This window comes from Demequina sp. NBRC 110057, from assembly GCF_002090175.1.
Classification (GTDB): domain Bacteria; phylum Actinomycetota; class Actinomycetes; order Actinomycetales; family Demequinaceae; genus Demequina.
Genome location: NZ_BBRN01000005.1, coordinates 40,772 through 66,552, shown reverse-complemented (window position 1 = coordinate 66,552; position 25,781 = coordinate 40,772). Strand labels below are relative to the sequence as shown.

Annotated in this window: 27 protein-coding genes, 1 tRNA gene and 1 riboswitch; of the genes, 18 read left to right on the top strand and 10 right to left on the bottom strand. The window is 71.2% G+C overall.

Translation table 11 applies throughout. The features are described 5' to 3' along the window. The first annotated feature begins 9 nt into the window (after positions 1-9). From rph to B7K26_RS08740, 3 genes are read left to right on the top strand one after another with little or no spacing between them, the layout of a single operon-like run. Positions 10-762: a ribonuclease PH gene (gene rph / locus B7K26_RS08750; protein ID WP_200811063.1), complete on the top strand. Its 753-nt coding sequence runs from the start codon at positions 10-12 to the stop codon at positions 760-762. Continuing rightward, the gene (gene rdgB, locus B7K26_RS08745; RefSeq protein WP_084078768.1) at positions 759-1,373 is read left to right on the top strand and encodes an RdgB/HAM1 family non-canonical purine NTP pyrophosphatase; all 615 of its coding nucleotides are present in this window, start codon (positions 759-761) and stop codon (positions 1,371-1,373) included. The genes rph and rdgB overlap by 4 nt, the downstream gene beginning before the upstream one ends. Positions 1,374-1,375: 2 nt before the next feature. Continuing rightward, a complete protein-coding gene (locus B7K26_RS08740; RefSeq protein ID WP_084078767.1) occupies positions 1,376-1,927 on the top strand; it encodes a mismatch-specific DNA-glycosylase in 552 nt (183 codons plus the stop codon). Here B7K26_RS08740 and B7K26_RS08735 read toward each other — a convergent pair. After that, positions 1,924-2,466, bottom strand: coding sequence for an NUDIX hydrolase family protein (locus B7K26_RS08735; RefSeq protein WP_084078766.1), 543 nt, complete (start codon positions 2,464-2,466; stop codon positions 1,924-1,926). The two genes, B7K26_RS08740 and B7K26_RS08735, sit on opposite strands and share 4 nt — an antisense overlap. Positions 2,467-2,602: 136 nt before the next feature. Between B7K26_RS08735 and trxA the strand changes: the two genes are divergently transcribed. Continuing rightward, positions 2,603-2,965 carry a thioredoxin gene (gene trxA, locus B7K26_RS08730; protein ID WP_084078765.1) on the top strand — a complete coding sequence of 121 codons (363 nt, stop codon included), beginning with the start codon at positions 2,603-2,605 and terminating at the stop codon, positions 2,963-2,965. 62 nt (positions 2,966-3,027) lie between these two features. Here trxA and B7K26_RS08725 read toward each other — a convergent pair. Then, a tRNA-Leu gene (locus B7K26_RS08725) sits at positions 3,028-3,109 on the bottom strand. Positions 3,110-3,193: 84 nt separating this feature from the next. Here B7K26_RS08725 and mnmA point away from each other — a divergent pair. Next, entirely contained in the window at positions 3,194-4,279 is a 1,086-nt protein-coding gene (gene mnmA / locus B7K26_RS08720; protein WP_084078764.1) for a tRNA 2-thiouridine(34) synthase MnmA, read from the top strand. A gap of 18 nt (positions 4,280-4,297) precedes the next feature. Here mnmA and B7K26_RS08715 read toward each other — a convergent pair whose 3' ends face one another. Beyond that, the gene (locus B7K26_RS08715; RefSeq protein WP_084078763.1) at positions 4,298-5,224 is read right to left on the bottom strand and encodes an NADP-dependent oxidoreductase; all 927 of its coding nucleotides are present in this window, start codon (positions 5,222-5,224) and stop codon (positions 4,298-4,300) included. Between the two features lie 316 nt (positions 5,225-5,540). Here B7K26_RS08715 and B7K26_RS08710 point away from each other — a divergent pair, with 316 nt between their 5' ends. From B7K26_RS08710 to B7K26_RS08695, 4 genes are all read left to right on the top strand, one after another. Next, positions 5,541-6,887: an ABC transporter substrate-binding protein gene (locus B7K26_RS08710; protein WP_084078762.1), complete on the top strand. Its 1,347-nt coding sequence runs from the start codon at positions 5,541-5,543 to the stop codon at positions 6,885-6,887. A 96-nt stretch (positions 6,888-6,983) separates the two neighbouring features. Continuing rightward, complete coding sequence (locus B7K26_RS08705) at positions 6,984-7,937, top strand: carbohydrate ABC transporter permease (protein WP_084078761.1); 954 nt, start codon at positions 6,984-6,986, stop codon at positions 7,935-7,937. Continuing rightward, on the top strand, positions 7,937-8,788 hold the full coding sequence (locus B7K26_RS08700) for a carbohydrate ABC transporter permease (RefSeq protein WP_084078760.1): 852 nt from the start codon (positions 7,937-7,939) through the stop codon (positions 8,786-8,788). The genes B7K26_RS08705 and B7K26_RS08700 overlap by 1 nt, the downstream gene beginning before the upstream one ends. Positions 8,789-8,791: 3 nt before the next feature. Then, positions 8,792-9,892 (top strand): LacI family DNA-binding transcriptional regulator, encoded by a 1,101-nt coding sequence (locus B7K26_RS08695; RefSeq protein WP_084078759.1) that lies wholly within the window; start codon positions 8,792-8,794, stop codon positions 9,890-9,892. On the opposite strand, the gene B7K26_RS08690 is transcribed toward B7K26_RS08695, so the two are convergent. Further along, positions 9,889-10,470 carry a TetR/AcrR family transcriptional regulator gene (locus B7K26_RS08690; protein WP_084078757.1) on the bottom strand — a complete coding sequence of 194 codons (582 nt, stop codon included), beginning with the start codon at positions 10,468-10,470 and terminating at the stop codon, positions 9,889-9,891. The two genes, B7K26_RS08695 and B7K26_RS08690, sit on opposite strands and share 4 nt — an antisense overlap. A gap of 61 nt (positions 10,471-10,531) precedes the next feature. On the opposite strand from B7K26_RS08690, the gene B7K26_RS08685 reads away from it, so the two are divergent. Together B7K26_RS08685 and B7K26_RS08680 are read left to right on the top strand one after the other, a co-directional pair. Continuing rightward, positions 10,532-12,202, top strand: coding sequence for an FAD-binding protein (locus tag B7K26_RS08685; RefSeq protein ID WP_084078755.1), 1,671 nt, complete (start codon positions 10,532-10,534; stop codon positions 12,200-12,202). A gap of 17 nt (positions 12,203-12,219) precedes the next feature. Continuing rightward, a complete protein-coding gene (locus B7K26_RS08680; protein WP_084078753.1) occupies positions 12,220-13,338 on the top strand; it encodes an SDR family NAD(P)-dependent oxidoreductase in 1,119 nt (372 codons plus the stop codon). A gap of 143 nt (positions 13,339-13,481) precedes the next feature. Here the strand turns inward: B7K26_RS08680 and B7K26_RS08675 are convergent, their stop codons facing one another. Then, the gene (locus tag B7K26_RS08675) at positions 13,482-14,168 is read right to left on the bottom strand and encodes a YoaK family protein (protein ID WP_084078751.1); all 687 of its coding nucleotides are present in this window, start codon (positions 14,166-14,168) and stop codon (positions 13,482-13,484) included. Between the two features lie 107 nt (positions 14,169-14,275). On the opposite strand from B7K26_RS08675, the gene B7K26_RS08670 reads away from it, so the two are divergent. Genes B7K26_RS08670 through B7K26_RS08660 form a run of 3 tightly spaced genes read left to right on the top strand, consistent with a single transcriptional unit; the run spans position 14,276 to position 17,850 of the window. Then, positions 14,276-15,370, top strand: coding sequence for an acetamidase/formamidase family protein (locus B7K26_RS08670; protein WP_084078749.1), 1,095 nt, complete (start codon positions 14,276-14,278; stop codon positions 15,368-15,370). Next, entirely contained in the window at positions 15,367-16,953 is a 1,587-nt protein-coding gene (locus B7K26_RS08665; RefSeq protein WP_084078747.1) for an AtzH-like domain-containing protein, read from the top strand. The genes B7K26_RS08670 and B7K26_RS08665 overlap by 4 nt, the downstream gene beginning before the upstream one ends. Positions 16,954-16,956: 3 nt before the next feature. After that, the gene (locus B7K26_RS08660; protein ID WP_084078745.1) at positions 16,957-17,850 is read left to right on the top strand and encodes a dihydrodipicolinate synthase family protein; all 894 of its coding nucleotides are present in this window, start codon (positions 16,957-16,959) and stop codon (positions 17,848-17,850) included. Here the strand turns inward: B7K26_RS08660 and B7K26_RS08655 are convergent. The 5 genes from B7K26_RS08655 to B7K26_RS08635 are packed head-to-tail and all read right to left on the bottom strand — an operon-like array spanning position 17,847 to position 21,468. Next, the gene (locus tag B7K26_RS08655) at positions 17,847-18,503 is read right to left on the bottom strand and encodes a pentapeptide repeat-containing protein (RefSeq protein ID WP_084078743.1); all 657 of its coding nucleotides are present in this window, start codon (positions 18,501-18,503) and stop codon (positions 17,847-17,849) included. The genes B7K26_RS08660 and B7K26_RS08655 overlap by 4 nt on opposite strands. Continuing rightward, entirely contained in the window at positions 18,500-19,342 is an 843-nt protein-coding gene (locus tag B7K26_RS08650) for an ABC transporter ATP-binding protein (protein WP_143340610.1), read from the bottom strand. Before B7K26_RS08650 ends, B7K26_RS08655 begins: the two co-directional genes overlap by 4 nt. Further along, positions 19,339-20,364 carry an ABC transporter substrate-binding protein gene (locus B7K26_RS08645; RefSeq protein ID WP_084078741.1) on the bottom strand — a complete coding sequence of 342 codons (1,026 nt, stop codon included), beginning with the start codon at positions 20,362-20,364 and terminating at the stop codon, positions 19,339-19,341. The genes B7K26_RS08650 and B7K26_RS08645 overlap by 4 nt, the downstream gene beginning before the upstream one ends. Before the next feature lie 13 nt (positions 20,365-20,377). Next, positions 20,378-21,178 (bottom strand): ABC transporter permease, encoded by an 801-nt coding sequence (locus B7K26_RS08640; protein ID WP_234998768.1) that lies wholly within the window; start codon positions 21,176-21,178, stop codon positions 20,378-20,380. Then, the gene (locus B7K26_RS08635; protein ID WP_084078739.1) at positions 21,175-21,468 is read right to left on the bottom strand and encodes a thiamine-binding protein; all 294 of its coding nucleotides are present in this window, start codon (positions 21,466-21,468) and stop codon (positions 21,175-21,177) included. Before B7K26_RS08635 ends, B7K26_RS08640 begins: the two co-directional genes overlap by 4 nt. 114 nt (positions 21,469-21,582) lie before the next feature. Continuing rightward, a riboswitch (TPP riboswitch) is annotated at positions 21,583-21,697 on the bottom strand. A 155-nt stretch (positions 21,698-21,852) separates the two neighbouring features. Between B7K26_RS08635 and B7K26_RS08630 the strand changes: the two genes are divergently transcribed. The 4 genes from B7K26_RS08630 (at position 21,853) to B7K26_RS08615 (ending at position 25,733) form a co-directional block, all read left to right on the top strand. Continuing rightward, entirely contained in the window at positions 21,853-23,037 is a 1,185-nt protein-coding gene (locus tag B7K26_RS08630) for an alanine--glyoxylate aminotransferase family protein (protein ID WP_084079181.1), read from the top strand. Between the two features lie 11 nt (positions 23,038-23,048). Beyond that, on the top strand, positions 23,049-24,332 hold the full coding sequence (locus B7K26_RS08625; RefSeq protein ID WP_084079182.1) for an allantoate amidohydrolase: 1,284 nt from the start codon (positions 23,049-23,051) through the stop codon (positions 24,330-24,332). Between the two features lie 49 nt (positions 24,333-24,381). After that, on the top strand, positions 24,382-24,774 hold the full coding sequence (locus B7K26_RS08620) for an FKBP-type peptidyl-prolyl cis-trans isomerase (protein WP_084078737.1): 393 nt from the start codon (positions 24,382-24,384) through the stop codon (positions 24,772-24,774). Between the two features lie 107 nt (positions 24,775-24,881). Beyond that, positions 24,882-25,733 carry a PhzF family phenazine biosynthesis protein gene (locus B7K26_RS08615; RefSeq protein ID WP_084078735.1) on the top strand — a complete coding sequence of 284 codons (852 nt, stop codon included), beginning with the start codon at positions 24,882-24,884 and terminating at the stop codon, positions 25,731-25,733. Positions 25,734-25,781: the final 48 nt, after the last annotated feature.

The window sequence follows — 25,781 nt, the reverse complement described above, 5'->3', positions numbered from 1 at the left end:
GCTCGTCGCATGAGCGACATCACCCGCGCCGATGGGCGCACCCCCGACCAGCTGCGACCCGTCTCGTTCGAGCGTGGCTTCCAGCGCAACGCCGAGGGCTCGTGCCTTGTCACGTTCGGCGGCACCCGCGTCCTGTGCTCGGCCTCCTTCACCGAGGGCGTCCCGCGCTGGAAGAAGGGCTCAGGCGAGGGTTGGGTCACCGCCGAGTACGCGATGCTCCCGCGCGCCACCAACACCCGCAACGACCGCGAGTCGGTGCGCGGCAAGATCGGCGGCCGCACCATGGAGATCAGCCGGCTCATCGGCCGCTCGCTGCGCGCCATCGTGGACGTGAAGGCGCTGGGCGAGAACACCATCGTTGTCGACTGCGACGTGCTCGACGCCGACGGTGGCACCCGCACCGCGGCCATCACCGGCGCCTACGTGGCGCTCGCCGACGCCGTCGCGTACGGCCGCGCCCAGGGCTTCATCAAGCCGGGCCGCAGCCCGCTGACGGGCTCCGTGTCCGCGATCTCGGTGGGCATCATCGACGGCACCCCGATGCTCGACCTTCCCTACGTGGAGGACGTGCGCGCCGAGACCGACATGAACGTCGTCATGACCGGCGACGGCGGCTTCGTCGAGGTGCAGGGCACCGCCGAGGGCAAGCCGTTCTCCAAGGCCGAGCTCGACGAGCTGCTCGCGCTCGCCACGGCGGGCAACGCCGAGCTCACCCGCCTCCAGAACGCCGCTCTCGACGCGACCGACGGCCCCGTGCGATGACCGCTCGCCTCGCGATCGCGACCCACAACGCGCACAAGGTGGGGGAGATCTGGGCCATCCTCGCGCCCGCGGTTCCCGGCCTGACCAGGGAGGACGTGGCATCGGCCAAGGAGCTGGGGGCTCCCAGCCCGGTCGAGGACGGCACGTCGTTTGCCGAGAACGCTCTCATCAAGGCGCGCGCGCTCGCCGCGTCGACAGGCCTTCCCGCGATCGCCGACGACTCCGGCATCGCCGTGGATGTCATGGGCGGCGCGCCCGGCATCTTCTCGGCGCTGTGGTCGGGCAGGCACGGCGCGGACCAGGAGAACCTCGACCTGCTTCTCGCCCAGATGGCCGACATTCCCGACGAGCACCGCGCGGCGTCGTTCGTCTGCGCCGCCGTGCTCGTGATGCCCGACGGCCGCGAGGTGGTGTGCGAGGGACGCCAGCCCGGCCGCCTGCTGCGCGCCCCGCAGGGCGACCACGGCTTCGGCTACGACCCCATCTTCGTGGGTGAGGGTCAGACGCTGTCCAACGCCGAACTCGACGCCGATGCGAAGAACGCCGTCTCGCACCGCGGTGCCGCGTTCCGTGCGCTCGCCCCCGAGGTCGCCAAGGTCCTCGGCTCCTAGCGATGGCCGATGCCGGCGCGGCGGGGCAGGACGGGTTGCCCGTCCTGCCCGACCGGCTCGGGCCGGGGCTCGACGTGGTGTTCTGTGGCACCGCGCCGGGGCTGATCTCCGCCGATCGCGGCCACTACTACGCGGGGCCGGGGAATCGCTTCTGGACGTACCTGCACGAGGCCGGGTTCGTGGCCGTGCCCCTGTCTCCGGCCGACGACGCCGGCGTGCTTGACCATGGCATCGGCCTCACGGACCTGGTGAAGACCATGGCGCAGTCGCACGACAGGGGACTGCCGTACGACGCCGCGAGCCTCGAGCGGAAGGTGCGGGAGCATCGGCCCCGGTGGATCGCCTTTACGTCGAAGGAGGCGGGTAAGGCCGCCGCGCGGCACGCCGGCGAGCGTCCTCCGGCGCTCGGACGTCAGGAGTGGACGTTCGGCGGCGCGCGGGTGTTCGTCCTGCCCAGCCCCTCGGGCCGCAATCAGGGCCGCGAGGCCTACGACGGTCGCGGCACCCGGCTCGAGTGGTGGGCCGAGTGCGCGCGGCTCGTGAGGGACGCCTAGGAGATCAGCCCGCAGTGCGCGAGGGCTTGGCGCAGCAGGGTGTGCTGGCCGCCCATCATGTCCGAGGCGACGTCCTCGCTCGCGGCCTCCTCGGGGCTCAGCCAGACGATGTCGAGCGCGTTCTGGCTGGGCTCGCAGTCGCCGTCGACCGGCACCACATAGGCGAGCGCCACCGCGTGCTGGCGGGAGTCGTGGAACGGCGTGACGCCCTTCGTGGGGAAGTACTCCGCGACCGCGAACGGCACCGGCGAGGCCGGGATGCGGGGCAGGGCCACGCCTCCCAGGTCCTTCTCGATGTTCCTGATCAGGGCGTCCCTGATGCGCTCGTGATAGAGCACGCGGCCGGCGATGAGGGCGCGCGAGATGGCGTCGTCGTCGGCGCGCAGCAGCAGGCCTACCTCGGTGACCTGGCCCGTCGCATCGAGCCTGACAGGCACCACATTCACGTACACCAGGGGCAGCTGCCCGCGCACGTGGGTGAGCTCGCGATCGCTGAGCCATCCGGAGGGTTCGGGGGGGAGCTCCGCCATATCCGTCATGCTCTCCTTTGTACCGTGCCGCGGGCCCGGTGTTCTCCACGCGCGCCGAGTCATGGGAAGGTAGTCGGAATAGCGCCAGGGGTGGATGTGTTTCCTCAGGCGATCCAGGGGAGCAATACAAGGAAGGACACCCCCTATGGCAACCGTTGATCTGACCACCGAGACCTTCGAGGAGACCGTCACCAAGGACGGCATCGTGCTGGTCGACTTCTGGGCCGAATGGTGCGGTCCGTGCAAGCGCTTCTCGCCCATCTACGACGCGTCCTCGGAGACGAACACCGAGGTGGTGCACGCCAAGGTGGACACCGAGGCCGAGCAGCAGCTGGGCGCCCAGTTCGGCGTCACCGCGATCCCGACGCTGATGGCATTCCGCGACGGCATCATGGTGTTCCAGCAGGCCGGCGCGCTTCCCGCGCCGCAGCTCCAGCAGGTCGTCGACGCCGTCGCCGGCCTCGACATGGACGAGGTCCGCGCCAAGCTCGCCGAGCAGCAGGCCTAACTCTCTTCACACGTCGGCCCCGGCCACCCGCGAGGGTGACCGGGGCCGACGTGCTGTGAGGGTGCGCGAGGCGGGACTTGAACCCGCACGTCCGAGGACACTGGAACCTAAATCCAGCGCGTCTGCCAATTCCGCCACTCGCGCGCGGCCACCAGGATACGGGTCCGCGCGTGCCCGCCGGTGCGCGCCCCGCGTACCATGGACGGGCCGCAATCCAAGGAGGTCCCCATGCGCGTGCTCGCCGCCCTGTCCGGTGGAGTCGACTCCGCCGTCGCGGCCGCGCGAGCGGTCGACGCCGGCCACGACGTGGTGGGCGTCCATATGGCCCTCAGCCGCAACCGCGACGAGTTCCGCTCGGGATCGCGCGGCTGCTGCTCCCTCGAGGACAGCCACGACGCGCGCCGCGCGGCCGACAAGCTGGGCATCCCGTACTACGTGTGGGACCTCTCGGACGAGTTCCACGACCTCGTGGTGCGTGACTTCCTCGACGAGTACGCGGCCGGCCGCACCCCCAACCCCTGCGTGCGCTGCAACGAGCACATCAAGTTCGACACGCTCCTGGAGCGAGCGGAGGTGCTCGGCTTCGACGCCGTCGCCACCGGGCACTACGCCCGCGCCGTCATCCGCGAGGACGGCGTCAGGGAGCTGCACCGCGCGCGCGACGCCGCGAAGGATCAGTCGTACGTCCTTGCCGTGATGGGCCCCGAGAAGCTGGCGCGCTCGATGTTCCCCCTGGGCGACATGGCGTCCAAGGCGGAGGTGCGCGCCGAGGCCGCCGCGCGTGGCCTCGGCGTGAGCAACAAGCCCGACTCGTACGACATCTGCTTCGTCGCCGACGGCGACACCAAGGGCTTCCTGCAGCGCGAGCTGGGGGAGAGGCCCGGCGAGATCGTGGACCAGGACGGCGCCGTGGTGGGTGCCCACCAGGGTGCGTACGCGTACACCGTGGGCCAGCGCAAGGGCCTCGGGCTCGGCCGCCCCGCCGCCGATGGCGCTCCCCGCTACGTCACCGGCGTCGACACCGGGCGCAACGTCGTCACGGTGGGCCCCGAGACGCTGCTGTCGGTCTCGACGCTCGTGGGCGAGGACACCGTGTGGCTCGCCCCGGACGTGACGGCCGATGCCCCGGTCGCCTGCGAGGCTCAGGTGCGCGCCCACGGCGCGCCCACCCGCGGCACGGTGGTCAGGGAGGGCGACCGCCTGACGGTCCGCCTCGACGAGCCGATGCGCGGCGTGGCGGCAGGCCAGTCGTTGGTGATCTACCAGGGCACGCGGGTGCTCGGTCAGGCCACCCTGGCGAGCCGCGACGCCTGACCGCTCGGTCGCGCCGTCCTAGCGGACGGTGACGACGATCTTGCCGCGCGTGTGTCCGCCGGCGAGGTCACGGTAGGCCTCGGCGGCCTGCTCGAGCGGATACGTGCGCGCCACCTCGACCCGCACATGGCCGTCGTCGATGAGGCCCGCAAGCGTGGCGAGGTCCTCCGACGAGGGTCGGACCCACACGTAGTGGCCGCCCAGTTCCGTGGCCGCGCGCGCATCGGCGATGGAGGCGACGGTGCCGGTGGGCGCCAGGAGTGCGGCGGCCGAGTCGAGCGAGGCGCCGCCCGCGAAGTCGATGATCTTGTCGAAGCCTTCGGGGGCGTGTTCGGAGGCGTGCTCGACGAGGTGCTCGCCGTACTCGACGGGCTCGGCGCCGAGGTCACACACGTAGTCGTGGTTCGCGGCCGATGCCGTGCCCACCACGTGCGCGCCCAGGTGCCTGGCGATCTGGACGCCAAACGTGCCCACGCCGCCGGCGGCGCCGTGAATCAGCACCCTGTCTCCTTCGGTCACGCCCGCGCGGCGCAGCGTCTGCAGCGCGGTCAGGCCGGTGAGGGGGACCGCCGCGGCCTCGACGAGGCTCAGCGACCGCGGCGCGAGGGCTGCGGTGCGCACGGGAAGTGCGACGCGCTCGGCGAGCGTGCCGCCGCCCACGACGTCCTTGCGCGCGTACGCGAAGACCTTGTCGCCCACCGAGAACTCCGGGGTGTCGAGGCCCGTCTGGACCACCACGCCGGCGACGTCCCAGCCCGGGACGGCGGGAAAGTGGGTGTCGAGGACGCCGTCCAGGTGACCGCCGCGCAGGTAGTTGTCGACGGGGTTGATCGCCGCGGCATGCACCTCCACCACGACGCTGTCGGGGCCCGGGTGGGGATCGGGGAGATCGGTGACGGACAGGACCTCGGGGCCGCCGAAGGCGGAGTACGCGATGGCTTTCACGCCACGGGCAACGGTCCCCGTGGCGCGGACATTCCTCCCGGCCGATGCGGTGGCGAGGCCTCGGGGGCGCCCGCCCCAGGCTGTGACCGGTCCCAGGGAGGAGGTGATGTCGGGGCTCGCGAAGGAGCGGTCGCAACGTTTCGATAACCCAAGGTCACGAAACGGTATCGAAACGTTTTGAAACGGGACATCTGGATGGACACCACCCCCGCCCGGGGGTACGGTCATCTCGATTCGTGGGAGCGCTCTCACGCACGAGAGAGCGCTCTCTCCAGCGAATCTTGGTCACATCAACAGGACTCACAAAGGAGTGAACGTGAGCTTCACACGCCGCAAGAAGACGCTGGCCCTCACCGCAGGTGCCGCGATCTTCGCCCTGACCATCGCCGGCTGCTCCAGCGGCGACGACGAGGAGACCACCAGCTCCTCGACCGCAGAGACCTCGGAGGACGGCGGCTCGGGCGAGCCTGTCACCCTCACCCTCGCGACCTTCAACACCCCTGGCTACCAGGACAGCGAGACCCCCGACGAGGGCGACTACCAGTACGACCTGATTCAGGAGTACATGGACCTCAACCCGAACGTCACCATCACCTACGACCGCAAGGCCGAGTCGGGCGACGCTCGCGAGAACTTCTTCACCAAGCTGGGCCCCGGTGGCCTCGCCGACGTCGAGATGATCGAGGTCGACTGGATGCCCGAGGTCATGCAGTACTCGGACCTCCTCGAGGACCTCACCTCGGATGAGACGGCCGACCGCTGGCTCGAGTCCAAGACCGCCGACGCGACCGACGCTGACGGTCGCCTCATCGGCGCCGGCACCGACGTCGGCCCCGAGGCCGTCTGCTACCGCTCCTCGCTGTTCGAGGAGGCCGGGCTGCCGAGCGACCCCGAGGGTGTCGCCGAGCTGCTCGACGGCGACTGGGCCAACTTCTTCGAGGTGGGCCAGGAGTACTCCGACGCCACCGGTAAGGGCTTCTTCGACTCGGCCGCCGGCATCTGGCAGGGCATGGTCAACCAGCTTGACCCCGCCTACGAGGACGCCGACTCGGGCGACATCATCGCGCTCGACAACGCCGACGTGAAGGCCGCCTACGACCAGCTCACCGCTGCCACGCCCGACCAGTCCGCTCACTACACCCAGTGGTCGGACGACTGGTACGCCGGTATGTCGAACGGCGACTACGCGACGATGCTGTGCCCGCCGTGGATGCTCGGCGTCATCTCGGGTAACGCCCCCGACACCACCGACTGGAACATCGCCAACGTGTTCCCCAACGGTGGCGGCAACTGGGGTGGCTCGTGGCTGACCGTTCCCTCGAGCGGCGCCAACGTCGAGGAGGCCAAGAAGCTGGCCCTGTGGCTGACTGCCCCCGAGCAGCAGGCCAAGGCGTTCGCCAACGCGGGCACCTACCCCAGCCAGCCGGCCGCCTACGAGGACCCCGCCGTGGCCGACGCCACCAACGAGTTCTTCAACGACGCCCCGATCGGCACGCTGTTCGCCGACCGCGCTGCGGCCGTCGCGCCGTCCGCCTTCAAGGGTGAGTACTACTTCCAGATCAACACCTCGATCACGGACGCTCTGAACCGCGTGGAGGGTGGCACGGATGACGCCGCCACCTCGTGGGACAAGGCCGCGAGCGAGATTCAGGGCCTCGGCTAAACCAGCTGATGCTTGACAGTCCGGGGCGTCCCTCACGGAGGGGCGCCCCGGACCCGCTCCCCTCAGCCACTCGCCGCGACCGTCCAAAGGAACCTCATGGCAACGACAGAAGTTGAGCCTCGCCCCGCGCAGTACACGTGGCGCGACAGGCTCGGGCGCTGGGATGTGAAGGCGTCCCCGTACCTCTACATCGCACCGTTCTTCATCGTGTTCGGCCTCACCGGCCTGTTCCCGATCATCTACACCGCCGTGATCTCCTTCATGGACTGGGACTCGATCCGCAACACCGGAGAGTTCCTCGGCTGGGACAACTTCCAGTACGTCCTGAATGACCGCCAGTTCTGGATCGCGCTGCGCAACACCTTCTCGATCTTCCTGCTGTCGTCGGTCCCGCAGGTCATCATCGCGACGTTCATCGCGGCGATGCTCGACCACAACCTCCGCGCGCGCACCTTCTGGCGTATGGGCGTCCTCGTCCCCTACGTCATGATGCCGGTCGCCGTCGCGCTGATCTTCTCCCAGCTCTTTGGCGACACGTATGGCCTGATCAACCACTGGCTCGGCTACATCGGCATCGGGCCCATCGCCTGGCACATTGACGTGATTCCCAGCCACATCGCGATCGCCTCGATGGTGAACTTCCGCTGGATCGGATACAACGCCCTGATCCTGCTGGCCGCCATGCAGGCGATCCCGCGCGAGCTGTACGAGGCCGCCGCGATCGACGGCGCTGGCAAGGCGCGCCGGTTCTTCTCGGTGACGCTGCCGCAGATTCGCCCCACCGCCATCTTCGTGATCATCACGTCGACCATCGGTGGACTTCAGATCTTCGATGAGCCGCGCATGTTCGACACCACCGGTACCGGTGGCCCCGACAAGCAGTGGCTCACGATCACGATGTACATGTACAACACGGGATGGGGTCAGTTGAACTTCGGCCGAGCCGCGGCAATCGCGTGGCTGCTGTTCCTGATCATCCTCGCGTTCGGCCTGCTGAACTTCTGGCTCACGCGACGACTCATCTCCTCCGACACGTCCGGGAGCAAGTGATGGCGATCAAGCGCAAGGGAATGGTCAACCTCAATCGACCCGGGATCTTCGTCTACGGCGCCCTCGCCGCGGTGCTGATCGCCTCGCTGTTCCCCTTCTACTGGTCGTTCCTCATCGGTTCGGGCGACTCGACCACGGTTCGCGACCCCAACATGTCGTGGATCCCGCTGGGCAACTTCTTCGAGAACGCCTCGACGGTCATCAACGCCGACGCGGTCAACTTCTGGAAGGCGCTGGGCAACTCCCTGATCGTCTCCACCACGGTGTCTGTCACGACCGTGGTGCTTTCCACGCTCGCGGGCTACGCGTTCGCCAAGCTGCGCTTCAAGGGCAGCGGCGGCCTGTTCATCGCCGTCATCGCGACGATGGCCGTGCCTGTCCAGCTGGGCGTGGTGCCGCTGTACATCATCATGTCGCGCTACGGCTGGACGGGATCGCTGTGGGCGGTCATCATCCCCGCGCTGGTGACGGCGTTCGGAGTGTTCTGGATGACCCAGTACATGGAGCAGTCGCTTCCCACCGAGCTCATCGAGGCCGCCCGCGTGGACGGCTGCAACATGATCCGCACGTTCTGGCACGTGGCCGTCCCGGCCGTGCGCCCGGCCGCCGCGATGCTGTTCCTGTTCACGTTCGTGCAGTCGTGGAACAACTTCTTCTGGCCGTTCATCGTGCTGGACCAGTCCAACCCCACGCTGCCGGTGGCGCTGTCCGTGCTGCAGGCCAGCTACTTCGTCGACTACTCGCTGGTGCTGGCGGGCGTGCTGCTCGCCACCGTGCCGCTGCTGATCCTGTTCGTCTTCACGGGTCGCCAGCTGGTCTCGGGCATCATGGCGGGAGCCGTCAAGGGTTAACCCATGACACAGGCACCCGGCGTCCGCGCGCTCAACGGCGAGCGAGGGGGCGGCACCTCAGCCGCCCCCCGCTCGCCGGGAGCCCCCGAGCGAACCTACACGCGCCACGTCGCGCCCACCCTCGAGGCGGTCGCGGCGCTGGCGGGGGTCTCCCGCGCCACCGTCTCCCGCGTGGTGAACGGCTCGCCCAAGGTGCACCCCGACTCGGCCGCGGCAGTGCGCAAGGCGATCGCGGAGCTCGGCTACGTGCCCAACCGCGCCGCGCGCTCGCTCGCGAGCCAGCAGAGCCATGCCATCGCGCTGGTGGTTCCCGAGGACACCACGCGCTTCTTCGGCGACGTGTACTTCGCCTCCATCGTCGCGGGCATCAATGACCGACTGGAGCAGTCGGACTACGTCCTGACGCTCATGATCGCCGACCATGCCCCGCAGGGAAAGATGCTGCGCTACCTCGCCGGCGGCGCCGTCGACGGAGTGGTGGTGGTCTCTCATCACACGTCGGACACGTCCCTGACTCAGATCGGCCAGATGCTGCCGATGGTCTTCGGCGGTCGCTCCGGGCTCTCGGGAGTCGACTGCTGGGTCGTCGACGTCGACAACGTCGACGGCGCGGTGACAGCCACCCAGCGCCTCGTGGACCGCGGCTGCCGCAACATCGCCACCATCTCCGGCCCGCTGTCGATGCAGAGCGCCCTCGACCGCGTCGAGGGGTGGCGGTCGACGCTCGAGACGGCCGGGCTCACCCCCGGACCGGTCATCGACGGCGACTACTCCGTGATCGGCGGCGCGCGTGCCGCACGCGAGCTCGTCGAGATCTACCCCGAGGTGGACGGCGTCTTCATCGCCTCGGACCTCATGACGAGCGGCGCCATGCCCGTGCTCATCGACCGTGGCTTCTCGATCCCGGGTGACATCGCAATCGTGGGGTACGACGACAGCCCCGCCGCGCAGTCGTGCGAGGTGCCGCTCACGACGGTGCGCCAGCCCTCCGTCGAGATGGGGCGTGAGATGGCCGACATCCTGCTGGAGGTGCTGGCCGGGAACACCGACCGCCAGCGCACCACGGTGCTTCCCACGCGCCTCGTGGAGCGCGAGTCCGCCTAAGCCTCGCCGCCGCGCGCCGCGACGGGGGCCGCCTGGCCGATGCCGGGGCCGAGCAGGCTCCAGGCACGCTCGGCGATGCGGTGCCGGTCCGCGGAGGGGGAGAGGCTGACGGCGGTCGCCACCATGCTGATGGCGAGCATCACATCGTCGGCCGTCACGCCGTCGGGAGCCTCAGCGTCGGAGGCCTCCCACGCGGCGGCGACCACCGCCCGCAGGCGGTCCGCAATGTGCTCCACCCGCGCATCGGCCCTCTCCGTGGCGATGAGTTGGATGAGGGCGGTGGCGCCCTCGACCTGGTGGGTGACGAGGTCGGTGACCGCCCGCAGCGACGGCGCGCCCGAGGCGCCCAGGGCCTCGATCTCCTCGATGTTCTCCTCGAAGGCGGCGACGGCGAGCGCGACCCTGTCGGGGAAGTGGCGGTACAGGCTTCCCTGCCCCACGCCAGCGCGCTTGGCGATCGCGGACAGCGGCGCGTCGATGCCGCGTTCCTCGAATTCGATGCGCGCCGCGGCGATCAGCGCGGCGCGGTTGACGCGCCCCGCCGCCACGCCGCCGCGTGGTCCCGGGACGTTGGTCATGTGCCTAGACTAGACACCGGACAGAGTTGTCCGGTAGGACGTGCAACAGAGAGGCACAGGCATGGCACAGCAGAAGTGGGACGAGGAAGTCGACCTTCTCGTCGCCGGTACCGGCGCGGCAGCGATGAGCGCCGCGATCGCAGCAAGGGATGAGGGCCTCGAGGTCCTCGTCGTCGAGGGATCCGACAAGTGGGGCGGCTCCACGGGCATGAGCGGCGGCGGCTGCTGGCTGCCCACCCACCCCGGCATGAAGGAGATCGGGGTCGACGACTCCGAGCAGGATGTGCTGACCTACCTCGACGCGTGCGTGGGCACCCCCGAGGAGGTGGGGCCGGCCTCCTCGCTCGAGCGCCGCCAGGCCTTCGTGCGCACCGCTCCCGTGGTCCACTCGTGGCTCGAGCGCCACGGCATGGTGTGGAAGACCGCCAAGACGTACCCCGACTACTACCCGACGCTGCCGGGCGGCAAGGAGGGCGGCCGCACCGTCGAGCCCGCCCCGTTCGATGCCAAGAAGTTCGGCGACTGGTGGCAGCACGCGCGCTTCGCGATGCCGCCCGGCCTGCCGCTGTTCGCGGGTGACACGTATCTGCTGGCCCGCGCCTGGTCCACTCCCTCGGGCTTCGTGGGCGGCGCGCGCATGGTGTTCCGCGCGCTCGGCGGCGCCGTCACCGGCCGCCGCCTCACCGGCCTGGGCGCGTCCCTGTCCTCGCGCCTCATGTGGATCGCCAAGTTCGAGCAGGGCACCGAGGTGCGCCTGAACACACCCGTCACCGACCTCGTCATCGAGGACGGCGTCTGCGTGGGGGCCGTCGTGACGGGACCGGAGGAAGAACGCCGCATCCGCACCCGCCGCGGCGTCCACCTGGGCGCCGGCGGCTTCGACCACAACCTCGAGTGGCGCTCGACCTACCAGGGCATCGACGCCGAGTACTCGTCCGGCAACCCGTACAACACCGGCAGCGCCATCGAGATCGGGCAGCGCCACGGCGCCGACGTCGCGCTCATGGACGACGCGTGGTGGGGCCCCTCGGTCGCTCCCACGTCGAAGACCGGCGCCATCTTCATGGTTTCCGAGCGCTCCATGCCGCACACCATGGTGGTGGACCAGGAGGGCAACCGCTATGTGGACGAGTCCACCTCCTACGTGGACTTCGGTCACGCGATGCTCGAGCACGGGCTGGAGCGCACCAACCACTCGTGGATGGTCACCGACGTGCGGTTCGGCCGCAAGTACCTCAACAACGCGTTCCTCGCTGGCAAGAAGACGCTCTTCGAGGAGGGCGTCGCGGTCAGGGCCGACACCCTCGAGGAGCTCGCCGAGAAGATGGGCGTCGACAAGGAGACCTTCAAGGCGACCATCCAGCGCTTCAACGGCTTCGCGCGCGCCGGCAAGGACGAGGACTTCAACCGCGGTCACGACGCCTACGACAACTACTACGGCGACCCCGGTCACAAGCCCAACCCCAACCTCGGCGAGATCGCGCACGGCCCGTTCACGGCGATCAAGATCGTGCTCGGCGACCTCGGCACCAAGGGCGGGCTGCTCACGGACGAGCACTCGCGCGTGCTCCACACCGACGGCTCGGTCATCGAGGGCCTGTATGCCGCGGGCAACTGCTCCGCGGCGGTCGCCGGCCGCACCTACCCGGGGGCCGGCGCCACGCTGGGCCCCGCCCTCGTCTTCGGCTACCGCGCCGGCAAGCATGCCGCGTCGCGGGCAGCCGCCAAGTAACCCCCAAGGAGACAGACATGTTTGGCAAGAAGGACAAGGCGCCCGAGGCATCGGCCGCCACCACCGCTGGCGCGGGCTCGACCGGCCTCAGCGGCGACACCAAGATCAAGGACTGGCTTGCCCACCCCCAGGGCGGCCCTATCCTCCGCAAGATGCTCGCGGAGGCCGGCCAGGACGCCTCGCAGCTGAAGCCCGTGCAGGGCTTCGCGATGAAGCGGCTCATCCCCATGAGCAAGGGCCAGTTCTCGGAGGAGAAGATCGCCGAGCTGGTGGCGATGGCCGAGGCCTACGACCCCGCCACCGCGGGCGAGGAGCCCGCAGCAGCGGCCCCCGCCGCGGAGGAGCAGCCCGAGGACGAGGCATTCGACCTTCCCGAGTTCGAGGAGAAGGTGACGGATGGTCGCTTCGTCGGCAAGACCCTGATCATCACGGGAGCCGGCTCGGGCATCGGCCGTGCGACGGCGTCACGCGTGGCCCGCGAGGGCGGCCGCGTCATCGCCGTCGACCTCAACGAGGCGGGCCTCGACGAGTTCATCGCCGAGCACCCCGGCCTCGACATCGTGAAGGTGGTCGCGAACATCACCAAGCAGGAGGACGTCGACGCTGTCGTCGCCGCCGCGGGTGACGTCATCGACGGCCTGGCCAACATCGCGGGAATCATGGACAACATGACCCCGCTGCACGAGGTCACCGACGAGATGTGGGACAAGGTCATCGCGGTCAACACGACCGGCCTGTTCAAGCTCTCGCGCGCCGTCATCCCCTTCATGCTCGAGCGCCACGCCGGCTCGATCGTCAACATCACCTCGGAGGCCGGCCTGCGTGGCTCGGCGGCTGGCCTGGCGTACACCGCCTCGAAGCACGCGGTGGTGGGCATCACCAAGTCCAGCGCGTTCATGTACGGACCCCAGGGCATCCGCGTGAATGCCGTGGCCCCCGGCCCGGTCATCACGGGCATCGGCGCGTCCTTCGACTCGCCCATGGCGGCCAAGCGGATCCAGACGGCGATGGCCGTGCTCCCCACGCCCGTGGGCCCGGAGTCGCTCGCGGCGTCGATCTCGTTCCTGCTCTCGGACGACGGCCACAACCTCAACGGCGTGATCCTGCCCTCCGACGGAGGCTGGTCGGCGGTCTAACGCACGGCATCCCGCGCCCCGACCCCGCCGCCCGCGCATCGTGGCGGTAGAGACACGGCGGTCGCCACACGGAAACGGGGCCTTCGCGGTCGATTGACGTCGACTGCGAAGGCCCCGCTTCGTCGTTACAGGAGTGTGCCGGCTCAGGCGTCGGCGACGACCGGACGCGACCGGTGGCCGAGCAGCACGACCACGACGGTGATCGCCGCGCTCAGCAGCATGCCGGCACCGATGTGCCACTGCAGCAGCAGAGCGCCGGTGCACGCCCCCGCGCCGATGAGCAGGACCGCGCCCATGCGGCGCTTCCAGAAGTTCAGTCCCTCGCCGCCGGCCGCGGAGTCGGCCGCGAGCCCCGTGATCGTCGAGGTCACCACGACGGTCGTCACGTCCTTGACGGCGATGTGGCGCGCGACCGATGCCTGCAGGCCCATCGCGAGGCCGAGCGCGGCGGTCACGGCCAGCGCGAGCGGCTCGGCGGGGTGGGAGTCCACGAGCACCACCACTGCCGCGGCGATGAGGACGGCAGCCACCACGGAGAACAGCACGGTGGTCTTGTGCGACCAGCCAGCGTCGAAGGTGCGCAGGGTGCGACCACCCACGGCGGCGCCGCACATGAACGCCACGAGGGCGATGATCGGGCCCACCACGGGCAGGTCGTCCACGCCGGTGAGGCCCATGCCGAGGATGACGACGTTGCCGGTCATGTTGCCGGTGAAGACGCGGTCGAGCCCCAGGTAGCCGACGGCGTCGATGATGCCCGTCGAGAACGTGAGGGCGAGCATCAGCCCCAGGTGGGTCTTGGCGGGGTCGCGGCGCAATCGCTCGCTCATGATTCCTCCAGGTTGCGGCCGCGTGCTCCCGGCCAGCCAGCCGAGGACCGCCGGTAGTCTCGGACCAGACTAGGGCACCCACCTGGGGTGTCAGGGGAAGGGGACACGTGGGCGACTACGCAGGCGTCCTGCGCAGGGGCGAGCAGGGGGCCGATGCTCCCTACGTCCCGGTCACGGCAGGCACCGTCACGTGGGGTCGCCTTCCGTGCGCGGCCGATGCCCCCGTCCTCACCGTCGAGCCTGGCGCGACTGTGACGATCGACACCCTGTCCCACGAGGGGCTGCTGCCCGACCAGGGCTCGGACCCGGAGGCGTTCTTCGCCTCCCACGGCGTCCCCGCGCACGAGGTGTTGGACGAGGCGCGCGAGATCGCCGCATCGGCCACCCGCGATCCCGACCACGACGGGCCGCACGTCGTCACCGGCCCCATCGCCGTCAACGGCGCGCGCCCGGGCGACCTGCTCGCCGTCACCATCGAGGACCTCACGCCGCGGGTCCCGTACGGCGTGATCTCCAACCGCCACGGGCGCGGCGCGCTGCCGGGCGAGATGCCGTCGGGCGCCGCCAACGTCTCGGTGTTCACCCCCATTGCGGCCGATGCTCACGGCACCTGGCGCGGCTGGCTTCCCGGCCGCGACGGCGGCCGCGCGGTGGCCGGCTTCCCGCTCGCCCCCTTCTTGGGCATCATGGGTGTCGCGACGGCGACGAGCGAGCGCGCCCACTCCGTCCCGCCGGGGCCCCACGGCGGCAACATCGACGTCAAGGAGCTGACGGTCGGGTCCACCGTCTACCTCCCGGTGCAGGTCGCGGGGGCGCTCTTCTACGCGGGAGATCCGCACTTCGCCCAGGGCGACGGCGAGGTGGCGCTGACGGCGCTCGAGGCCTCGCTGCGCGCCACCGTCACGCTCGAGCTCGTCGGGGAGCGCCAGGCCCTGCGCGCCTTCGGCGAGCTCGCGGGCCCGCTGGGGGAGACCGCCGAGTTCCTCATTCCGACGGGAATGGACGCCGACCTCGACGAGGCCATGCGCGCGTGCGTGCGCCAGGCGATCGCCATCCTGGGGGCCAGGCACGGGATGGAGCCGCACCTGGCCTACGCTTATCTGTCCGCCGCTACCGACTTCCGCATCTCGCAGGTGGTCGACCTCGTCCAAGGAGTGCACGCCATGATCCGCAAGTCCGACTTCCAGGCTCACCAGGCATGACGCGCGTTCACGTGCCGGCCGGCCAGGAGGCTCCCGAGGACCTGATGAGCGCGCTCAGCCTGTACGAGGCGGCCCTCGCGCAGGACGACCTCGACGTGCTGGGGCGATTCTTTGTGGACGGCCCCGACGCGCTGCGAGGCGACGCCGGCGGACTCCTGGTGGGACGCGAGCAGATCGATCGCTTCCGCGGACGCCGCGGCGGCGCCGGGCGGCGCGAGGTCACCGACGCGCACGTGCGCATGATCACCGAGGCCGATGCCTGGGTCACCACCGTCAACGCTCCCGATCGCGGCGGACGCGGCATCGTGACGCAGCTGTGGCGCCGCACGGGGCCGACCGAGGGCGAGGGGGCAACCCCCGGCGGCTGGGTCATCCACGCCGCCCAGGTCGCGGCGCCCGCCGCCGCCTTCGACACGCGCGTGTGGCGCACGCTGGGCAACCCGCTCGCGCCGGGCGCCCGGTCAGGACCGCTCGCTGGCCACACCGTCGCGGTGAAGGATGTCTTCGCCGTCGTGGGCCAGGCCGTGGGTGGCGGCGTGCCCGCGTACCTCGCCGAGTCCGACGTGGAGGAGGAGTCGGCCGATGCGGTGGCCGCCCTCACGCGCGCGGGCGCTTCGGTCACGGGCATCGCCCAGACCGATCAGTTCGCGTATTCGATCGCCGGCATCAACGCCGCCTACGGCACCCCGCCGAACGTGGCGGCGCCTGGCGCCGTGCCAGGTGGTTCCTCCTCCGGGCCGGCCAGCGCGGTGGCGCAGGGCCAGGCGAGCATCGGCCTCGGCACCGACACCGCCGGCTCCATTCGCGTGCCGGCGTCCTACCAGGGGCTGTGGGGGCTGCGTCCCACCCACGGGCTCGTCTCGCTGCGCGGAGCCCTGCCGCTCGCTCCCTCGTATGACACCGCCGGCTGGCTGGCCCGCGACGGCGAGACGCTGCTGGAGGCGGCGCGCGCGTCGCTCGACCCGGCCACCCAGCGCGACGTCGCGCGAGACGCCGCGGTGGTGTCGGGGCCGGTGTTCCTCGCGGCCGACGACGAGGTGGCGCTTGCGCTCGGCGACGCCATCGACGCGCTGAGCGCCGCGGACGTCTTCAGTTCCCTCGAGCCGGTCAACACTCCCGCGCCCGAGGACCTGTTCAGGATCTTCCGCTACACCCAGTCGGCCGAGGCTGCCCGCTCGTGGCAGGCGTGGATCGACGCGCATCCCGGCGCGCTCGCGGTCGATGTCGCCGACCGTTTCGCGTGGGCGGCCGGCGTGACGGCCGAGGAGGAGGCCGGCGCGCTCGAGGCGAAGGCCGAGGCGCGCGAGGCGCTCGACCGTGCGCTGGGCGACGACATCCTGCTGCTTCCCTCCGCATCGTCGGTGGCGCCCGCGCTCGACGCGAGCCCCGAGCGCCTGCAGGCGGTGCGCGAGGCGACGCTCGGCATGACGGCCATCGCGGGCATCACGGGCCGCCCGGCGCTGTCGGTGCCGCTCGTGGAGCTTGACGAGGGTCCAGTGGGCCTGTGCCTGGTGGGCCCGCGCGGCTCCGACCTCGCGCTCATCGAGACCGCGATCGCCTGGCTTGCGGCGCTCAAGGGCTAGCTCGTGACCGCCGTCATCGCGTACCCCCTGACCCCGTTCCGCGCGGGCGCCGTCGACGAGGCGGCGTTCGTCGCGCTGGTCGAGCGCGCCGCCGCGTCCGGCGTCGACGGCATCACGGTGCTCGGCTCGACGGGCGGCTATGCCTATCTGGGGCTGCCCGAGCGCATGCGCCTGCTGCGGATCGCCCTCGACGCCGCCGGGGACGTGCCCGTGTACGTGGGGCTCGGGTCGCCGGCCACGCGCGATGTCGCGGCGCTCGCGGCCGACGCCGACAAGGCCGGCGCCGCGGCCGGGCTGCTGGCGCCGGTGTCCTATCAGCCGCTCACCCGGGACGAGGTCCGAGGCCTCTACGAGGACGTGACCGGCGCGAGTGGCCTGCCGCTCATCGTGTACGACAACCCCCGCACCACCGGGTTCGGCTTCGAGGACGAGTTGCTCGCCTCGGTCGCGGCGCTTCCTGGTGTGGCCGGCATCAAGAGCCCGGGGGTCGCCGACGACCCGGCGGTGGCGGCGCGGCGGCTCGCCGAGCTCAGGGAGCTCGTCCCCGCGAGTGTCGCCGTCGGGTTCTCGGGAGACGCCTCCGCGGCGGCCGCCATGCTCGCGGGTTACGACGTGTGGCACTCCGTCCTTGCGGGAATCCTCCCGCGCGTCGCGCTCGGCCTCGCGGCCACGGCACATCACGGCGACGCAGAGGAGGCGACGGAGGCGTCGGCAGCACTCGCCCCGCTGTGGAGGCTCAACGGCACGCATACGGGGATGCGCACCTCGGCCGCGATCGCCGAGCACCTGGGGCTCGCCGCCCCCGACTGCCTGCCGCGCCCGCTCCACGGTCTCGACGACGGCGACCGCCGCGAGATCGCCCGGCTCGTCGACGCGCTCGACGGGCCCCGGGACTAGTCCGAGGCGACCTCGACGCCTGCCTCCGCTGCGAGCAGCGGAGCGAGGTCGGTGAGTTGCTGCTCGGTGATCGTCGCCCCCGCGAGCCCCGCTGCCGCGTCGATCCCGTGGAATTCCAGGCCCCGCAGGTCGACGTCGGTGAGGCGCGAGTTGTGCGCGGTGAGCATACGGGTGGTGCAGCCCTCGAAGGCCACGCGCTCGAGCGCGGCGCCCATGAGGTCCAGGTCGTCGAGCACGCAGTCGACGAACCGCACATCGGTGAGCCGTGCGCCGCGCAGGTTGAGAAAGCCCACCTTGCAGCCGATCACGGTGACCTGATCCCAGGTACTCCCGTGCAGCGTCGCGGCGCCGATCCGCGACCTCGTCACGGCGCTGCGCACCCACCGTGAATCCGGCGCGTCGAGCATGGCGGGGGAGACCGCCTCGATGACGCACTCGGTGACGTCGAGCCGCCGGGCCGGGACGCCGTCGAGGTCCACGCCCGTCAGGTCGCAGCCGCTGAATGCGGACGCGGTGAGGTCCCTGCCCTCAAACGACAACCGCGAGAGGTCGAGGTCCTCCCAGCGCGGCCCCTCGTCGAGGTCGTACTCGTCGGCGCGCTGGAGGACCCCGAGCGCCACGTCGACGGTTCGGGGCGCCGCGGGTGCTGTCATGCCGTCAGGCTACGGCCCGCCGGTGACATGGGCGGGCCGCCTGCATCCAGCGCCGCGAGGATCGCCTCCCTGTCGTAGCCGTCCGCCGCGCGGGCCTCGAGGACCACGCGCCCTGGCCGCTCGGAGAGCACCACCACGCGGTCGGCGAGCGTGATCGCCTCGTCGATGTCGTGGGTCACGAGCACCACCGCGGAGCCGGCCCGCTGGGCGAGCCCCACACCCGCGAGCCACGCGTTCATCCGCCGCCTCGTGACGGGGTCGAGAGCGCCGAACGGCTCGTCGAGCAACAGCACCGGCTTCTCGGCGAGGCACGTGCGCAGCAGCGCGAGGCGCTGGCGCATCCCGCCGGACAGCTCGTGGGGCCAGGCGCGCTCGAACCCCGCGAGCCCGAACTCCTCGAACAGTTCCAGCGCCCGCGGCTCGGCCCGCTCCCGCGGCACCCCCGCGGCGATCGCCCCCACCATCGCGTTCGCCAGCGCGCGTCGCCACGGCAGCAGCCCGTCGCGCTGCGGCATCCACGCCGTGGCTCGCCGACCGGCCGCGTCGCGCGGCACCGTCACGGTGCCGGTGACCACGGCATCGGCCGCGAGCAGGCCGCCCGCCACGCGCAGCATTGTCGACTTGCCGCAGCCCGAGGGGCCCAGGACGGCGACGAACTCGCCCTCGACCACCGCAAGACTCACGCCGTCGAGCACCGCCACGGCAGCGTCACCCCGGCGACGGGGAGGGAAGACGACGGACAGCTCGCTGACCGAGAGGACCGGCGCCGGCCCTGCGGCCGGGGAGGCGTCGCCGCCCCGCCCGGCCGCGGCATCGGCCTCACGAAAGACGAGGCTCACGCGTCACCGGGCAGGAACTCGTTGGTCCAGGCCTCGTCCACGCCCGGGTCGCCGTCGAGCATGCCGCCGTCCGCGAGCCAGGTCGAGAACTCGCTCCAGGTGTCGCCGGACTGCACGCCCCACGTCGACGGCGAGGACGCGTACTGGTCGGCGAGCCACGCAGCGCTCGCCTCCACGAGCTCGCGGTCGAGCTCGGGAGCGGCGTCCATGAGGGCGTCGGCCGCGGCCTGCGGGTCCTCCATCGCGGCCTCGTAGCCGCGTGCCGTGGTCTCGACGAAGGCGCGCACGGTCGCCGGGTCGGACTCGATGGTGGCGGCGCTGGTCGCGATGAGCGGCGTGTACCAGTCGGGGATGCACTCGAAGTAGTCGCGGAAGGCGAGCGTGTTCACGTCGAGCCCGTCGACCTCTCCCAGGCGGACGGTGTCCCAGGCGTCGAACACCCAGGCGGCGTCGAACTGATCCTCGGTGAGGCCGATGCGGAAGTCGTCGCTCACGAGCGGCGTGAACTCGACCTTGCTGGGGTCGCCTCCGTCGCACGCGACGAGGCTCGAGATGATCGCCTTCTCGAGGTCGGACTCGTAGGAGCCGTAGCGCTTGCCCTCGAGGTCGCGGGGGCGCTCGATGCCGTCCTCGGAGAGCGACAGCAGCGACGAGGTGTTGTGCTCGATGACGGTCGCGACCGAGACGAGGTCCGCCCCCGCGGCGCGAGCGGGAAGGAGGCCCTCGGCGACCGTGTAGGTGAAGTCGGCCTGGCCGCTCGCGACGAGCTGCGAGCCGGAGGTCTCGCCCGGCTCTAGGACGGTGACGTCGAGGCCGGCGTCCTCGTACCAGCCATTGGCGAGCGCCAGGTAGAGCCCGGAGTGGTTGGTGTTGGGAGTCCAGTCGAGCACCACCGTGACCTCGGTGGGCTCGACGGCGGCGGCCTGGGCCGCGGAGGAGGTGTCGTCGGCCGATGCCCCCGAGCAGCCGGCGAGCAGGGTTGCCGCGGCGGCGAGGGGGACGATGCGGTGGAGGGGAGTCATAGGGGTTTCCTTGTCATAGACGGGCAGCCGGGGGCTGCCAGGGGGTGAGGGCGCGGCGCAGGGCGACGATCCCGAGGACAAACAACCCCGACAGCAGCGCGATGAGCGCGATGCCGACGAAGATCTGGTCCACCGCGTAGGCCTTGCGGGAGCGTTGGATGAAGACGCCGATGCCGGACTGACCGGCGAGGTATTCGGACACTACGGCGGCGCCTACGGCGTAGGTGGCCGCGATGCGCAGGCCGGACAGCGCGCCCGGCACTGACGCGGGAAGTCGCACCAGCCACAGCTGGTGGCGACGCCCGCCGCCGAGCCCGGCGACCATGTCGGCGTGCTCGGCGTCCACGTCGCGGATGGCGCTCGCGGCCGCGATGAGGACGGGGAAGAAGACCGTGAGGGCGACGACGATGACCTTGGAGGTGAGCCCGAACCCCGCCCACAGGATCAGCAGGGGAGCGAGCACCACGGTCGGTACGGTCTGGCTGAGCAGCACCACCGGCTGGGTCACGTGGCCGGCGGTCGGCACCGTCGCGGTCAGGACGGCGAGGAGCCACCCGACGAGCGACCCCACGGCGAGGCCGAGCGCCGCCTCCGTCAGCGTGGTGGCGACGTGCTCGCCCAGCTGGGGAGCCTGCTCGACGGCCGCCGCGGCCACCGCGGACGGTGCGGGGAGGATGAACGGCGGCAGCCCGCCGAGCCTCACCGCCGCCTCCCACAACGCGAGAAGCACCACGACGGTGGCAGCGCCGATGGCCGCCGCCCGCCCGCGCGAGGTGCCGCGCGCACGGACGGCGACCGTGGCATCGGCCGTCACTGGCGGTGCTTGCCCACGAGGTCCTGCACCGACGGGCCGTCGTCGCCAGCGGCGCCGGAGACCTTGATCATGGACATGCAGCCCTCGGCGCCCGCGGCGAGGGTCGCCTCGTGGATCTCGCGCAGCAGCGGCCAGATGCGGTCGGGAGCGCCCTCGATGGTGGTGCCCATCGCTCCCACCTCGTAGGCAAGGCCGGAAGTGGAGATGACGGCGATGGCGGCGTCGACGTGGGCGTAACGGTCCTCGGCGGTGCCGATGGGACGGGGCAGGACCTGGATCTCGGCGATCACGGGTGTCTCCTAGGTGTCGTGACCCGAGGAACACGCGACGCAGCACGCCGTCGCCAGGGGACACGGGGTGTGCGGACGGACGCGGTCACCTCAGGGACCCCGCCGTGCCCACGCCCGCGCCGTCTGGCACGTCCTTACGCTGGCATTACCCAGGTCAAGTTCTCGGGTCGACGGCGCGGGTACGGCCGTCCTCTCAGCTCGGCTGTCCCGAGCTCCCCGCGTTGGCCCTTGCATCGTAGCCACACCGCGTCGGCCGCGTCCAGGCTGGTACGCGGCCGAGGCGACGACACTCCGCCACGCATTCGACATGCTCGCGTAACAGGTTCGCGCCACAATGACCGCGTGAGCTTCCCCGGTCCCGTGAACATGCCGCCCCGCCTCCTGATGGGGCCCGGCCCCATCAACGCGGATCCGCGCGTCTTGCGCGCCATGAGCGCGCAGCTCGTCGGCCAGTACGACCCCGCGATGACGCACGCGATGAACGAGGTCATGGACCTGTACCGCCAGGTATTCATCACAGAGAACCGGCAGACGATGCTCGTCGACGGCACCTCGCGCGCCGGCATCGAGGCGGCCCTCGTGTCGCTCCTCGAGCCCGGCGACAGGGTGCTCGTGCCCATCTTCGGCCGCTTCGGGCATCTGCTTGCCGAGATCTCGCGGCGCGTGGGGGCCGAGGTCCACACGATCGAGACCGAGTGGGGCGAGGTGTTCACCGAGGACGCGATCGAGGCTGCGCTGATCGAGGTGCAGCCCAAGGTCCTCGCGGTGGTGCACGGCGACACGTCCACGACCGTCGCGCAGCCGCTCGAGGGGCTCGGGGAGCTGTGCGAGCGCCACGGGGCGCTGCTGTACGTGGATGCGACCGCGACGCTCGGCGGCAACGAGTTCAGGGTCGACGAGTGGGGAATCGACGCCGCCACCGCCGGACTGCAGAAGTGCCTCGGGGGACCATCCGGCTCCGCGCCCGTGACGTTCTCCGCGCGCGCCGCCGAGGTGATCCGCGGCCGCACCTCGGTCGAGGAGGGAATCCGCGACGCCGACGACCCCGTGCTGGACGCCCCCATCCGCTCCAACTACCTGGATATGGGCCAGATCTTCGAGTACTGGTCCGAGCGTCGGCTGAACCACCACACCGAGGCGACGACCATGCTCTACGGCGCGCGCGAGTGCGCCCGGATTCTCCTGGAGGAGGGACTCGACGCGTCGTGGAGGCGTCACGAGCTGCACGGGCGGGCCATGCTCGCCGGCGCACAGGCCCTGGGCCTGGCCCCGTTCGGCCACCTCGCGTACAAGATGGCGAACGTGGTGGGCGTGACGATCCCCGAGGGCGTGAACGGCGACGCCGTGCGCGGCGCGATGCTTGAGGATTTCGGCATCGAGATCGGCACCAGCTTTGGCCCGCTGCACGGGAAGATTTGGCGCATCGGCACGATGGGCCACAACGCGAGGGCCGATGCCGTGCTCACCACCCTTGCGGCGCTCGAGGCGGTGCTGCGCAGGGCGGGACACCGCGCGCCCGCCGGCGGCGGCGTCGACGTGGCGTACGAGGTCTACGAGGCGGCGCTGTGAAGCGGGTGTGGATGAGCCGGTCCTCGGCGCCGACCGCCAAGGTGGCTGAGCCGGCCGAGCCCGCCGCGAACTCCGCCGCGGAGGTACTGGCGCGCTGCGACGTGCTCGCGACGCACACGGCGGCCAACGACGGCATCGAACGCTCCTACCTGACCCCCGAACACGCGCGCACCAACTGGACGGTGGGCGAGTGGATGGCGCAGGCGGGCCTCATCCCGTGGCAGGACGCCGCCGGTAATCAGCGCGGAAGCTACGCGGGGCTCACGGCCGATGCTCCCGTCCTGCTTCTCGGCTCGCACCTCGACACCGTGCCAGGGGCGGGACGCTACGACGGCATCCTCGGCACGCTCATGGCCATCGCCGTCGTGGGCCGCCTCGCCGAGCGAGGCGAGCGCCTCCCGTTCGCGATCGACGTCCTGGGGTTCGCGGACGAGGAAGGGACGCGGTTCGGCCGCACCCTTTTGGGTTCGTGTGCCGTCGCCGGCACCTGGGACGAGTCGTGGTGGGACCTGCGGGACCCGCAGGGGGTGACGCTGCGCGACGCCTTCGTGGCCTTCGGGCTCGACCCCGCGCGCGTGGGCGAGGCGGCGCTGGATCCACGCGACGTCATCGGCTACCTCGAGGCACACATCGAACAGGGGCCGCTGCTTCAGGACGCCGACAAGGCGCTCGGCGTCGTGAGCGGCATCATGGGCGCGCGGCGCTTCGAGCTCACCATGGTGGGCGAGGCCGGTCACGCCGGGGGAGTGCCGTACGGGCGCAGGCGCGACGCGCTGCTGGGGGCGGCCGAGGTCGCCGTGGCGGTGGAATCGCTCGCTCGCGACGCGGGCGCCGTCGGCACCGTGGGCCGCATGCAGGCCTACCCCGGCGCCCAGAACGTCATCCCCGGCCGCGCCGAGTTCACCCTCGACCTGCGCGCCGAGACCGATGCGCTGCGCGACCGCGTGTGGCTCGACATCGAGGAGAAGGCGCTGAAGTCGGCCGCCGAACGACGCCTCGACTTCCTCATCGACGAGAAGCACCAGGCCAAGGCCACCGTCGTGGGCGCCCGCCTGGCGGCAGCGATCGAGGCGGGCATCGCCGCCACCGGCGACAGCCAGCCGATGACGCTGCTGTCGAAGGCGGGCCACGACGCGATGGCGATCGCCGACCTGTGCGACTACGCCATGTTGTTCATCCGCTGCAAGGACGGCATCTCGCATCACCGGGACGAGGACGTGAGGGCGGACGACGTCGCGCTCGCTCTCGACGCCTTCGAGGCCGCGGTGCTCGAGCTCGCGAAGGGTATGGCCTGACCGGCGCGCACTAGGCTGGGCGGCAATCCACCCACCCCAAGGAGCGACCATGACCCTGCCCGTCATCACCCGCGACGCCGCCGGCGCGCCCAGCATCGACTTCACCGACGCCGTCAAGCCCGACGAGCTCGTGGTCGAGGTTCACGAGAAGGGCGCAGGCGAGCCCGTCAAGGAGGGCCAGCACATCTCGGTGCACTACAGCGGCTGGCTGTGGGACGGTGCCAAGTTCGACTCGTCGTGGGACCGCGGCGAGGCCATCTCGTTCCCTATCGCGTACGGCGCGCTCATCGACGGCTGGGTCGACGGCATCGTCGGCCAGCCCGTGGGCTCCAAGCTGCTGCTCGTGGTGCCGCCGGAGTCGGGCTACGGCTTCCAGACCATGGGCCCCATCCCCGGCGGCTCGACCCTGGTGTTCACGGTCGACGTCCTCGCGGCCAACTAAGTCGATCCCCACGGGGGCGCGCCGGCACTCGCCGGCGCGCCCCCGCGGCGTTTTCGGCACCAGTTCCACCCCGCGTGGCACCGCCGAGCCGGCCTACGCTGACGGCCATGCGCACCCGACCCTTCCTGCAGGTGGACGTCTTCGGCTCCGGCCCCTACCGGGGCAACCCCGTCGCCGTCATCCTCGACGCCGAGGGGCTGCCGGACGCCGAGATGCAGCGCATCGCCACGTGGACCAACCTGTCCGAGACCACCTTCGTGCTGCCGCCCAATGCGCCGGGCGCGGACTATCACGCGCGGATCTTCACCGTCACGGAGGAGCTGCCGTTCGCCGGTCACCCGACGCTCGGAACCGCCCGCGCGTGGCTCGAGGCGGGAAACGAGCCGCGTGTGGCCGGACTGGTCACCCAGCAGTGCGGCGCGGGCCTGGTCCCGGTCCGCGTGGACGGGGAGACGCTCGCGTTCGCGGCCCCTCCGCGCGTCCGCGAGGGCGCCCCCACCGAGGCCGAGCTCGCCGCCGCGTGCGAGCGCCTGCGCATCGGCAGCGACGAGGTGGTCGCCGCAGCCTGGGTCGACAACGGCCCCGGATGGCTTGGCCTGCTCCTGGCCGACGCCGACCGCGTCCTGTCCTGCACTCCCGATGCCGCCCCGCGGCCCGAACGCGGCTTCTACGGCATCGCGGGGCCGCACAGCGCCGGCGGGCCCGAGGGTGTCTCCCTCGAGGTGCGCGCGTTCGTCTACGACGCCGACGCGCCAGTGTGGGAGGACCCCGTCACGGGCTCCCTCAACGCCTCGCTCGCTCAGTGGCTCACCGAGTCGGGCCGCATCGAGGCGCCGTACGTGGCGCGTCAGGGCACGGCCATGGGCCGCGACGGCCGCGTCTCGATCTCGGCCGATGCCGGTGAGATCTGGGTGGGCGGGCTCACCCACGTCGCGGTGAGGGGAAGCATCGAGGCCTGATCGCCCGCCTTGACCCGGGGGAATGCCTGCGGCGACGATGACGCTGTC